This is a genomic window from Stenotrophomonas sp. CS3K5 (assembly GCF_059515225.1).
Genome location: NZ_JCAKRX010000017.1, coordinates 21,418 through 34,193, shown reverse-complemented (window position 1 = coordinate 34,193; position 12,776 = coordinate 21,418). Strand labels below are relative to the sequence as shown.

The 12,776-nt window shown below is 66.3% G+C and carries 7 protein-coding genes and 1 pseudogene; 6 read left to right on the top strand and 2 right to left on the bottom strand.

Annotated elements, in window-relative coordinates; genetic code table 11:
* Positions 1–557: 557 nt before the first annotated feature.
* From AC5YGJ_RS19415 to AC5YGJ_RS19390, 6 genes and pseudogenes are all read left to right on the top strand, one after another.
* The gene (locus AC5YGJ_RS19415; RefSeq protein ID WP_496187457.1) at positions 558–1,943 is read left to right on the top strand and encodes an NAD-dependent succinate-semialdehyde dehydrogenase; all 1,386 of its coding nucleotides are present in this window, start codon (positions 558–560) and stop codon (positions 1,941–1,943) included.
* A gap of 65 nt (positions 1,944–2,008) precedes the next feature.
* The gene (locus AC5YGJ_RS19410; protein WP_496187456.1) at positions 2,009–3,649 is read left to right on the top strand and encodes an acetolactate synthase large subunit; all 1,641 of its coding nucleotides are present in this window, start codon (positions 2,009–2,011) and stop codon (positions 3,647–3,649) included.
* A 180-nt stretch (positions 3,650–3,829) separates the two neighbouring features.
* On the top strand, positions 3,830–5,341 hold the full coding sequence (lysS, locus tag AC5YGJ_RS19405; RefSeq protein ID WP_249844115.1) for a lysine--tRNA ligase: 1,512 nt from the start codon (positions 3,830–3,832) through the stop codon (positions 5,339–5,341).
* Between the two features lie 203 nt (positions 5,342–5,544).
* Positions 5,545–6,690, top strand: a pseudogene (rpfG, locus tag AC5YGJ_RS19400) (cyclic di-GMP phosphodiesterase response regulator RpfG).
* Complete coding sequence (locus tag AC5YGJ_RS19395; protein WP_496187455.1) at positions 6,687–8,864, top strand: response regulator; 2,178 nt, start codon at positions 6,687–6,689, stop codon at positions 8,862–8,864. The pseudogene rpfG and the gene AC5YGJ_RS19395 overlap by 4 nt, the downstream one beginning before the upstream one ends.
* 141 nt (positions 8,865–9,005) lie before the next feature.
* The gene (locus tag AC5YGJ_RS19390) at positions 9,006–9,803 is read left to right on the top strand and encodes an alpha/beta fold hydrolase (protein ID WP_496187454.1); all 798 of its coding nucleotides are present in this window, start codon (positions 9,006–9,008) and stop codon (positions 9,801–9,803) included.
* Between the two features lie 71 nt (positions 9,804–9,874).
* On the opposite strand, the gene AC5YGJ_RS19385 is transcribed toward AC5YGJ_RS19390, so the two are convergent.
* Together AC5YGJ_RS19385 and AC5YGJ_RS19380 are read right to left on the bottom strand one after the other, a co-directional pair.
* Complete coding sequence (locus tag AC5YGJ_RS19385) at positions 9,875–10,747, bottom strand: crotonase/enoyl-CoA hydratase family protein (RefSeq protein WP_249844111.1); 873 nt, start codon at positions 10,745–10,747, stop codon at positions 9,875–9,877.
* A gap of 161 nt (positions 10,748–10,908) precedes the next feature.
* On the bottom strand, positions 10,909–12,585 hold the full coding sequence (locus tag AC5YGJ_RS19380) for a long-chain fatty acid--CoA ligase (protein ID WP_496187453.1): 1,677 nt from the start codon (positions 12,583–12,585) through the stop codon (positions 10,909–10,911).
* Positions 12,586–12,776 lie beyond the last annotated feature (191 nt).

Sequence of the window (12,776 nt, the reverse complement as noted above, 5' to 3'; positions counted from 1 at the left end):
CGTCAAAAGCTGGTAATTCGTGGCATGGCGGGGCGGTGTGGGTTGGCAGGACACGCCGTAAACCCGTCCCTGGGGGCTCGATGGCGCCATCCATGGCGCCAACGGTCCTGCCAACCCACACCGCCCCGCCACAGACAGATTTCGCGCGGCTGTTGGTAGGTGTCGACCTTGGTCGACACATCTGTCAGATATCGAAATTCATCTGAAGTGGGATCCATTCCAACAGATCGCGGGAAACTGTCGAAGGTAGGGCGGGTCCGGTGGCAGGGGTGTGAGCGGCATGGATGCCGCGACCAAGCCCCCATGGACGGGTTTACGGCGTCCCCTGCCACCGGACCCACCCCCCATCCCACAGGAAACCAGCTTCTGCGGTTGACGTTGACGTTGCTCTGGCTTCGGCGGGTGCAGGGCGCAGCCCTGCCGGGAACCCAACCCCATTCAGGCAGGTAAGTGCAGGTCACAGGATAAGCAGACGCCTTGTTGCTGCCATCGAACAGGTCCACATTCCCGTGCAGGAGACGGGCAACCGCCCGTTGTCGAGACACCAGGAGACCTGCATGTCCGCTGCCCCCAGCACCGCCATTTCCCGCGATCCGGCCACGGGCCAGCAGATCGCCAGCCATCCCTTCGCCTCCGACGCCGAACTGGAAACGCTGCTCGCTCGCGGCCAGGCCGGGTTTGCCGCCTGGAGCGGCCGGAGCCTTGAGCAGAGGGCAGGCGTGCTGCGCGCGATGGCGGCAGTGCTGCGTCGTGACCGCGAGAAACTGGCCGCGCTGGCCACCGCCGAAATGGGCAAGGTCCAGGCCGAAGCGCTGGCCGAGATCGAGAAGTGCGCCGTGCTGTGCGACTGGTACGCCGACCACGGCGCGGCATTCCTGCGCGACGAGCCGACCCAGGTGCCCGACGACAAGGCCTACGTGTCCTACCTGCCGCTGGGCGTGGTGCTGGGGATCATGCCGTGGAATTTCCCGTACTGGCAGGTGATGCGCGCGGCGGTGCCGATCCTGATGGGCGGCAACGGCTTCCTGCTCAAGCCGGCCGAGAACATCGTCGGCACCGCGCAGCTGCTCGATGCCGCCTGGCGTGATGCCGGGCTGCCGGAGGGCACCTTCATCGCCGCCAACATCAGCCGCGAGGGCACCAGCCGCGCGATCGCCGATGACCGCATCGCGGCGGTGACTCTGACCGGCAGTGTGGCCGCCGGCCGCAGCATTGCCGCCCAGGCCGGGCAGGCGCTGAAGAAGGTGGTGCTGGAGCTGGGCGGCTCGGATCCGTTCATCGTGCTGGCCGATGCCGACCTGGATGCCGCGGTCGACGCGGCCGTGGCTTCGCGCTTCCAGAACACCGGGCAGGTCTGCATTGCCGGCAAGCGCATCATCGTCGAAGACGCGGTCTACGACCGGTTCGTGGCGCAGTTCTGCCAGAAGGTGCAGGCGCTGACCATCGGCGACGGCCGCGACCCGGGTAACCGCATCGGTCCGATGGCACGCCAGGACCTGCTCGAACAGCTCGATGCGCAGGTGCGCGCCTCGGTGGACGCCGGTGCGCAGTTGCTGGTCGGTGGTCATCAGCTGGACCGGCCGGGCGCGTTCTATGCGCCCACCGTGCTGGCCGGGGTGGAGCCGGGCATGCAGGCCTTCGACACGGAAACCTTCGGTCCGGTGGCCTCGATCACCCGCGCCCGCGACGCCGACCACGCGGTGGAACTGGCCAACCAGAGCGAGTTCGGCCTCAGTGGCAACCTGTGGAGCGGCGACCGGGCCCGCGCTATGCAGCTGGCGCGTCGGCTGCAGACCGGCGGCGTGTTCGTCAACGGCTTCTCCGCCTCCGACCCGCGCGTGCCGATCGGCGGGGTGAAGAAGAGCGGTTTCGGTCGCGAACTGTCGCACTTCGGCATCCGCGAATTCGTCAACGCGCAGACGGTGTGGTTCGACAAGCGTTGACGCGCGCCTTTCATCCTTCCTGCAACGATCCACCATCAGTCCAGCGAAAAAAGGACGGCATTCCCATGTCCAAGGGTTCAGACCTGCTCGTCGCCGCGCTTGAGAACGAAGGCGTCGAGCGTATTTTCGGCATCCCCGGCGAGGAGAACCTCGACGTGGTCGAGTCCCTGCGCCATTCCAGCATCGAGCTGGTCATCACCCGCCACGAGCAGGCGGCGGTGTTCATGGCCGCCACCTATGGCCGGCTGACCGGCAAGCCCGGCGTATGCCTGGCCACGCTCGGTCCGGGCGCGCTCAACTTCACCACCGGCGCGGCCTACGCGCTGCTCGGTGCGTGGCCGGTGATCATGATCACCGGGCAGAAAGGCATCGTCGCCAGCAAGCAGGCGCGCTTCCAGATCGTGGACATCGTCAGCACGATGAAGCCGCTGACCAAGCAGGCAAGGCAGATCGTCTCGGCGCGTACCATCCCCACCATCGTGCGCGAGGCCTTCCGCGTCGCCCAGGAAGAGCGCCCCGGCCCGGTGCTGCTGGAGCTGCCCGAGGACATCGCCGCCGATGAGGTGGAGGGTGTGGCACTGATTCCGCCGCATGCGGTGGATCGGCCGATTGCCAGCCCGGAGGCGCTGGATCGCGCGGCGCAGATCATCCGCACTGCCAAGCGGCCGCTGCTGATGATCGCCTCGGCCGCCTCGCGGCCGCAGTCCAGCGAGGCGCTGTCGGCGTTCGTATTGCGCGCCGGCATTCCGTTCTTCACCACGCAGATGGGCAAGGGCGCGGTGGCGGGTGGGTCGGGTCTGTACATGGGCACCGCCGCGCTGACCGAGCGCGATTACGTGCACATGGCCATCGACCAGGCCGACGTGATCGTGACCATCGGCCATGAGGTGACCGAGAAGCCGCCGTTCGTGATGCGCCCCGGTGGCCCGACGGTGATCCATATCGGCTATTCGCAGGCGGCGGTGGAGCAGGTGTACTTCCCGCAGGTGGAGGTGATCGGCGATATCGGCCGTTCGCTGACCCAGCTGGCCGATCGCATCGAAGGGGCGGTGCCGAACGCCGATGCGCTGCTGCCGCTGCGCACGACGATCCTGGAGCACCTGGCCGACCGTGCCGAGGAGGCCGGTTTCACCCCGCAGCGGCTGGTGCACGACGTGCGCCAGGTGATGCCGCCGGACGGCATCGTGGCGCTGGACAACGGCATGTACAAGATCTGGTTTGCGCGCAACTACCGCACCCAGGTGGCCAACACGCTGCTGCTGGACAATGCGCTGGCGACGATGGGCGCGGGCCTGCCGTCGGCGATCATGGCCTCGATCCTGTACCCGCAGCGTCGGGTGCTGGCGGTGTGCGGCGACGGCGGTTTCATGATGAACAGCCAGGAGCTGGAAACCGCGCGCCGGCTCGGTCTGAACCTGGTGGTGCTGATCCTCAACGACGGCGCCTATGGGATGATCCGCTGGAAGCAGGCGGTGGACGGCTTCACCGATTACGGCATGACCTTCAGCAATCCCGATTTCGTGAAGTATGCGCTGGCCTATGGCTGCAAGGGGCATGAGGTGACCGCCATCGAGCAGTTCATCCCGACCCTGGAGGCGGCGTTCAACGAGGGTGGGGTGCATCTGGTGTCGGTGCCGATCGACTATTCGGAGAACCAGCGGGTGCTGGTGGACGAACTGCGGCAGGCCTTCCCCGGAAACGGATGATACCGACCCCGCGCGGCCTGGTAGGTGTCGACCTTGGTCGACAGGCAGAGCGCCAGCCAAGGTTGGCGCCTACCGGGCGGCGGGCCCGGCCCGGGGCCGGGGCAGGGCGGTTTTGGTATGCTGGGCAACCGGCTGTGCCGGGCGCAGCATCCCCCCTCACTACACGATTCCCGCAGATCCATGAGCGAAGCTACCGATACCCCCCCCGTCGACGAAAACAAGTTGATCGCCGAGCGCCGTGAGAAACTCAAAGCGCTGCGTGGGCAGGGCATCGCGTACCCGAACGACTTCCGTCGCCAGGACTTCGCCGGTCGCCTGCAGGAAGAATTCGCCGATGCCGAACAGTGGACCGCCGAGGCGCTGGAAGGCAACGGCCGCCAGGTGAAGATGGCCGGCCGCCTGATGGCCAAGCGCATTATGGGCAAGGCCAGCTTCGCGCAGATTCAGGACGAGTCCGGCCGCATCCAGCTGTTCCTGCAGGGTGCGGTGCTGGGCGATGCCTACACCGCCTTCAAGGGCTGGGACGTGGGCGACATCATCGCCGTCGAAGGTGGCCTGACCCGCACCAAGACCGGCGAGCTGTCGGTGAAGGCCGAGTCGATCCGCCTGCTGACCAAGTCGCTGCGTCCGCTGCCGGACAAGTGGCACGGCCTGGCCGACGTCGAGCAGCGTTACCGCCAGCGTTACGTCGACCTGATCGTGACCCCGGAATCGCGCGCGGTCTTCATCAAGCGCTCCAAGATCATCCGCGCCATGCGCGCGTGGCTGGACAACCGCGACTTCCTGGAAGTCGAAACGCCGATGATGCATTACATCCCCGGCGGCGCGGCGGCCAAGCCGTTCACCACCCACCACAACGCGCTGGACCTGGACCTGTACCTGCGCGTGGCGCCGGAGCTGTACCTCAAGCGCCTGACCGTGGGTGGCCTGGAGCGGGTGTACGAGATCAACCGCAACTTCCGCAATGAAGGTGTCAGCACCCGCCACAACCCGGAATTCACCATGATGGAGCTGTACGAGGCCTATGCCACGTACAACGAGATCATGGACCTGACCGAGGGCGTCATCCGCGATGTGGCGCAGACCGTCAACGGTGGTACCGAAGTGGAATGGGACGGTGCGAAGATCGACCTGGGCCCGGCGTTCCGTCGCTGGCGCATGGACGAGGCGGTACGCCACCACAATCCGGAAATTTCCGCGGCCGACTGCACCGACCGCGAGGCGCTGCTGCGCCATTGCGAGCGCTTGAAGATCCGCGTCAAGCCATCCTACGGCTGGGGCAAGCTGCTGCTGGAGATCTTCGAAGCCACCGTCGAGCACACCCTGATCCAGCCGACCTTCATCACCGATCACCCGGTCGAGGTCTCGCCGCTGGCCCGCGCCAACGACAATGACCCGGGCTATACCGACCGCTTCGAGCTGTTCGTCAACGGCAAGGAGCTGGCCAATGGCTTCTCCGAGCTGAACGACCCGGAAGACCAGGCCCAGCGCTTCCAGGCCCAGGTGGCCGCGAAGGAAGGCGGTGACGACGAGGCGATGCACTACGATGCCGACTACATCCGTGCGCTGGAGTACGGCATGGCCCCGACCGGCGGCCTGGGCATCGGCGTGGACCGCCTGGTGATGCTGCTGACCGGGAGCAGTTCGATCCGCGACGTACTGCTGTTCCCGTACATGCGTCCGGAGCAGTAAGACGTCTTTCTGACACCGTTTGTGCGCGCCGTCGCGAAATGAGACGGCGCGATTGACGCCTATCGCGCTAGGCGTATCGTTATTGCACTCCCTTGACGTCCTGTATGGCTTGATCGGCGTCGGGGGAGGGCACGGTGCGGAGAGCCCGCTTCACGCCGTGATGACGATCATGAACCGGGACGCATGACACGGGAGTCAGGCCGATGCAGGGTGCGAGCGTTCGCAGCGGCAGAATATCCTCGCCTGCTGATGATCCAGCATGGTCGAAAAACCAGGCAGAATATGCGTTGAACATCGTCATTGTTGACGACCAGACGTCCGCCAGGACGATGCTGCGCCATGTCATCGAAGACATCGCGCCCGAACTGAGTGTGTACGACTTCGGCGATCCGCTGACTGCATTGGCCTGGTGCGAAGCGCACCCGGTCGATCTGCTGCTGCTCGACTACCGCATGCCGGAAATGGACGGGTTGGAATTCGCCCGCCGCTTCCGGCGTCTGCCCAAGCACCGCGACATTCCGGTGATCCTGATTACCGTGGTGGGCGACGAGCCGATCCGGCAGGCGGCGCTGGAAGCGGGTGTCATCGATTTCCTGGTCAAGCCGATCCGTCCGCGCGAACTGCGCGCGCGCTGCTACAACCTGTTGCAGCTGCGCCAGCAGACCGAGAACGTGAAGTAGCGCGCCTTGTCGCTGGAACAGCGGTTGCTGGCGAGCATGCACGAGGTCGAGGAGCGCGAGCGCGAGACCCTCTCGCGGCTGGCGCGGGCGATCGAGTTCCGTGATGCCGGCACCAGTGCCTACCTGGAGCGCATGGCGCGCGTGGCCGGCCTGATCGCCGAACAGCTGGGTCTGCCCGAAGACGATGTGCGCCTGATCGAGATGGCCGCGCCGCTGCATGACATGGGCAAGATCGCCATTCCCGATGCGGTGCTGCTCAAGCAGGGCAAGCTCAACGACGAAGAACTGGCGATCATGCGCCGGCATCCGCGTATCGGCCACGAGCTGCTCAGCGGCAGCCAGAACCGCTTCATCCAGGTCGGCGCGTTGATCGCGCTGCGCCACCATGAACGCTACGACGGCAGCGGCTATCCCGATGGCCTGGTGGGCGATGCCATTCCGCTGGAGGCGCGCATCGTCGCCGTGGCCGATGTGTTTGACGCACTGATATCGCCACGCCCGTACAAGGAAGCGTGGACCATGGAAGCCACGCTGGCCTATCTGTATGCACAGCGCGGGCGCCTGTTCGACCCACGCTGCGTGGACGCACTGCTGCGCGGCCGCGAACAGCTCGAGCACATCTGTGCCGAGCACTCGATGGCATCGGCGCGGCCGGGGCTGGGCGCGTGAAACGCGCGTGGTCGCGGCTGCGACTGCGCCTGTCCCAGCGGCAGGACAGCGAGCATGGGCAACAGATCGTCCGCATCGTCCTGATCAGCCTGATCCTGGCCTACGTGCTGCTGCCGGCGCCGCGCCACGATCTGCCGCACACGCAGTACGTGGGCGTGCTGGCCATCGTGCTGACCGGCCTGAGCCTGTCAGTGCTGCTGTTTGGCTGGCTGCTGTGGCGCCCCGGCCGTTCCGACCCGCGCCGCGTGCTGGGCATGCTGGCCGACTATGGCCTGATCGCCGCCGGCATGGTGCAGATGGGCGAGCCGCTGGCCTGGGTCTACATCGTGGTGATGTGGGTGACCGTCGGCAACGGCATGCGCTTTGGCAACCACTACCTGTATGTGGCGGTGGCCATGGCGATGGTCAGCTTCGGTTCCACTGTGCTGCTCACGCCCTACTGGGAGCGCAACTTCCGCCTGGCCATCGGCCTCTGGCTGGGGCTTGCGGCGGTGCCGTTGTATTTCTCGACGCTGCTGCGGCAGCTGACCGAAGCGATGGCCGAAGCGCGCCGCGCCAGCGAGGCCAAGAGCCGCTTCCTGGCCAACATGAGCCATGAATTCCGCACGCCGCTCAATGGCCTCAACGGCATGACCGAAGTGCTGGCCACCACGCGGCTGGATGACGAGCAGCGCGAATGCCTGAACACCATCCAGGCGTCGTCGCGCAGCCTGCTGGCCCTGGTCGAGGAGGTGCTGGACATCTCGGCGATCGAGGCCGGCAAGCTGCGGGTGGTGGCCGAGGATTTCGCGCTGACCGACGTCATCCAGGCCATCGGCCTGATCCTGCTGCCACAGGCCAAGGCCAAGCGCCTGGACTACCGGGTGAAGGTGGCCGATGGCGTCCCTCCGCGGCTGCGCGGCGATGTCGGTCACCTGCGCCAGATCCTGCTGAACCTGGCCGGCAATGCGGTCAAGTTCACCGATCACGGCCGCGTCGAGATCCGGGTGGGCGTGGTCCACGCCGACACCAGCGGCGCGGTGCGGCTGCGTTTTGACATCCTCGATACCGGTATCGGCGTGCCGCCTGCGATGCGGCCGCGGCTGTTCGATGCGTTCGAGCAGGCCGATGTGAGCATGGCGCGCCGCCATGAAGGGACCGGCCTGGGCACGACCATCGCCAAGGGCCTGGTCGAAGCGATGGAGGGTGACATCGGCTATCTGGACAACCCGCCGCGCGGCAGCCACTTCTGGGTTGAACTGCCGTTCGCGCCGCCGCAGCCGATGGTGCCGGGTGCGGTACCGACGCTGGCCGGCGGCGATGACACCGGCCAGAGTGGCAATGTGATCGCCTTTGCCGATCCGTTCCTGCGCCATCGCGCGCGGGTGCGCAGCATGCAGATCCTGGTGGCCGACGACCACGAGGCCAACCGCATGGTGCTGCAGCGGCTGCTGCAGAAAGCCGGCCACCGCGTGCTGTGCGTGGATGGCGGTGAAGCGGTGCTCGACGCGCTGGCTGACAGCGAGTTCGATGCGGTGATCGTGGACCTGCACATGCCGGGCATGAGCGGGCTGGACATGCTCAAGGAGCTGCGGGTGATGCAGGCCGGCGGCGGTCCGCGCACGCCGGTGCTGGTGCTCAGCGCCGATGTCACGCCCGAGGCGATCCAGCGCTGCACCCAGGCTGGGGCGCACGCGTTCCTGGCCAAGCCGGTGGTGGCCGTGCGCCTGCTCGACACCCTGGCCGAGATCGCCAGCAACGCGCAGTTGAAGACCATGGCTGCGCCCGTGGTGCGCTCATCCACCGCGTTGCCGGAGGGGGTGCTCGACAGCAGCGTGCTCGATGAGCTGGCCTCGCTGGGCATGGGCGAGGGATTCGAGCGCGAGTTCATCCGCCAGTGCCTGGAAGATGCGGCCACCTGCATGGGCAAGGCCGAGCAGTCCGGTGAGGGTGCGCAGTGGGAGGTCTTCCGCGAGCAGGCCCACGCGATCAAGGGCGTGGCCAGCAACCTGGGCCTGATGCGCGCGGCCAACCGGGCCGGTGAGCTGATGCGCATGGCCGATTGGCAGTTGAAGGCGGAATGGCGCACGCGCCTGTCGATCCTGCAGGAAGCGATCAAGGAAGGCCGCCGCGCGCTGGATGCGCGGGCCGAACGCCGGCTGCGCAGTGCTGCCGATGACGGTGAGGCGCGGTGACGGCGGGGCCGGCCGGGAAAAACGGCTGATTGATTGCCGCCTGCGCGGTTGATCGCATGCGGGCCTGTTCAAGACAAGACGCCCTCCCGGTCCGCCCGGAGGGCGTCTCGTTTTGGTTCCCCTTCATTTCAAGGAACCTGCATGAACACGCTCCCCGATTCCCACGCAGCGGCCGACCGTGGCCTGGGTCATGTGCTGCACGGCCACGGCCCTCGACGCGTCATGGTGCTGCACGACTGGCTGGGCGACCACAGTGGCTACGCGCCGCTGTTGCCCTGGCTTGATGGCACTGCCTTCACCTACGCCTTCGTCGATGTGCGCGGTTACGGCCGCTCGATGGGCATGTGGGGCGATTACAGCCTGCCGGAGATGGCGGCCGACTGCCTGGAACTGGCCGATCGGCTGCGATGGTCGCGCTTCCATGTCATCGGGCATTCGATGGCCGGCATGCTGACCCAGCGCCTGGCGGTGGATGCGCCGCAGCGTATCGCCAGCGCGATCGCGATCTGCCCGGTATCTGCCGCCGGCAACCGCCTGCAGGGCGAGGCGCTGGCGTTCTTTGCCAGCACCACCACCGACGATGCCGCGCTGCGCAGGTTGTTCGCCTTTGTGTCGCCGGGCCTGTCGGGCCCCTGGGTGGAGGCGAAGCTGCAGTGCAACCGCCACAACGTTGCCGCCTGCTGTCGGCTGCCGTACCTGCGCATGCTGGTGGAAACGGATTTCGTGGAGGAGGTGCGGGGGTTGCGCACGCCCTTGCTGGTCATCATCGGCGATCGTGATCCTGGCTTGGATACCGCGGCGATGCAGAGCACGTTCCTGGCCTGCCACCCGCTGGCGGAACTGCAGGTGCTGGGCCATTGCGGGCACTACCCGATGCAGGAATGCCCGCCGCGCCTGGCTGCGGTGATCGAGGCGTTCCTGCTGCGCCAGCAGGGTTGAACGAGGGCAGCAGCACGGATAAAAAAAGCCCGGTGGCCAACCGGGCTTGAACCCTTCTGGGGGAGGGTGAATCAGGCTGCGTCGAGGCTGGCGCGACGGGTCTGGGCCTTGATCAGGCGATCCATGGTGCGCAGCGAACGGTCGCCAAGAACCAGGGCGGAGTCGACCCAGACCTTGGTGATTTCCAGCAGTTCGTCGTAGCTGACCGGCTGGGCGATGGCGCGCGCGGCGTTCATTGCCAGGTACGACTGCGGGATGCGCTGCTGCTGGCGGATCAGGTCTTCCACCGCCGCACGTCCTTCTCCCTTCTTCACCAGGACGTCCACCACGCCCATCGCGTACATCTCCTCGGCGCTGTAGACGCGTCCGTCCAGGATGATCTTCTCGGCCAGGTGCGGGGAGACCCGGCGGCACAGGAAGGAATAGGCGCCCATGCCCGGGAACAGCCCGAACAGCACCTCCGGCAGGCCCAGGCCGCTGCCCTCTTCGGCAACGATGGTGTGGCAGGCCAGGGCCATTTCCAGGCCGCCGCCCAGTGCGTCACCCTGGATCAGGGCAATCGAGCGGATGTCGCCGCCGAAGCCGGTGTGCAGGTGGTGTACGCCCTCCACGCAGCGCTGGGCATAGCTGAGCAGAAGATCGCGGTTGCCTTCACGGATCAGGCGGGTGAACAGGTCCAGGTCGCCGCCCAGGTTGTAGGCGGCGGCGTCGGAGGCCAGCACGAAGTGGCGCAGCTTGCCGCTGTTGCGTTCAGCCGGGCCACGGGTGATGGCGGCCATGTAGCTCCACATTTCATCCAGCATGTCCTTGCGGCAGCAGGGGCGGATGCCGGTGGCCGCGTCGGCGTGCATGAACAGCCAGTGGGCCGCGCCATCGGCGCTGTCTTCGGTACGGATGGTGGCAAAGGGGGAGCCGCTGGTGGGCAGCTTTTCGATGGTGCTCATGGAAGATTCCTCGGCATGCGGCCCGCAGAATGAGGTGGGTGGCCGGCGGGCCGAACGGTCCACACACGCGGCGATGCTACACCGCCCCCGGGGCGGCGCATGCGAAAGGGCCCGGGACGTTCCCGTCCCGGGCCCTTGCTCATCCAGACAGCCCCAAACCCTTACTGGGCGGGCGTATCTCGCAGTTCGCGGCGAAGAATCTTGCCGACGTTGGTCTTCGGCAGCTCCTTTCGGAATTCAACGATTTTGGGGTGCTTGTAGCCGGTCAGGTTGGCCCTGGCGTGTTCCTTGACCATTTCGGCGGTCAGGTTGGGGTCCTTCTTCACGATGACCACCTTGACCACTTCACCGGACTTCTCATCCGGCACGCCCACGGCGGCCACTTCCAGCACGCCCGGCATCATCGCGATGACGTCTTCGACTTCGTTCGGGTACACGTTGAAGCCGGACACCAGGATCATGTCCTTCTTGCGGTCGACGATGTAGCAGAAGCCGTGCTCGTCCATCCTTGCCATGTCGCCGGTGTGCAGCCAGCCATCGGCGTCGATGGCCTTTGCGGTCTCGTCCGGCCGCTGCCAGTAGCCCTTCATGACCTGCGGGCCCTTGATGCACAGCTCGCCCACCTCGCCCAACGGCAGGATGGCGCTGTTGTCGTCCTTGATGCAGGCATCGGTGGACGGAATCGGCAGGCCGATCGAGCCGTTGTACTCGGTCAGGGTGAGCGGATTGATGCAGGCCGCCGGCGAGGTTTCGGTCAGGCCATAGGCCTCGACCAGGGTCACGCCGGTCACGTTCTTCCAGCGCTCGGCCACGGCGCGCTGCACGGCCATGCCACCGCCCAGGGTGACCTTCAGCGAGGAGAAGTCGACCGTGTCAAAGCCGGGGGTATTGAGCAGGCCGTTGAACAGCGTGTTGACGCCGGTGATGGCCGTGAAGCGCACCGACTTGAGCTCCTTGACGAAGCCCTTCATGTCGCGCGGGTTGGTGATCAGGTGGTTGCAGCCACCAAACTTCATGAAGACCAGGCCGTTGGCGGTCAGCGCGAAGATGTGATAAAGCGGCAGGGCGGTGATGATCCACTCCTTGCCCATCTCGATGCCCGACGCACTGATCCAGGCCGAGGCCTGCTGCATGTTGGCGATCAGGTTGCGGTTGGTCAGCATCGCGCCCTTGGCCACGCCGGTGGTGCCACCGGTGTACTGCAGGAAGGCGATGTCGTCATGGTCGATCTCGACCTTGGGCAGGCTGTGGCGGCTGCCCAGCTTGAGCGCCTGCTTGAAGCGCACCGCGCCCTTGAGATGGTAGTTGGGGACCATCTTCTTGACGTACTTCAGCACGAAGTTGACGATCACGCCCTTGCCGCCGAGCAGGTCGCCCAGGCCGGTGGTGACCACGTGCTTGACCGGCGTATCGGCGATGACCTGCTCGACGGTGTCGCCGAAGTTGTCCACTACCACCAGGGCGGCCACGCCGGCATCGACCAGCTGATGCTTGAGCTCGCGCGCGGTGTACAGCGGGTTGACGTTGACCACGGTCAGGCCGGCGCGCAGCACGCCGAAGGTGGCGATGGGGTACTGCAGGCAGTTGGGCATCATCAGGGCGACGCGGTCGCCCTTCTTGAGCTTGAGCTCACCCAGCAGGTAGGCGGCGAACTGCTCGACCAGCGCGTCGGTCTCGCCGTAGGTCAGCACCTTGCCGAAACTGGAGTAGGCGGGGCGGTCGCGGAACTTGGCCACGGAAGCGTCGAAGACCGAAGCGACCGAATGGAATTCGTTGACGTCGATTTCGGCGGGAACGCCTTTCGGATAGCTCTGCAGCCAGGGACGATCCAGACTCATATTCCCCCTCCAGGAATCGTGATGTATTAGGTTGCGGCCCTGAGCGTAGCGACAATGGCCGTTCATTGCAGCATACCCCGCCGTAGGGAAAACGCGAAGAGGGGTTCGCGGCGGCGGCAAGGGTAGGTGCCGACCTTGGTCGGCACGGGATTGCGAGGGGCGCGGCGGAGGCGTGCCCACCAAGGTGGGCA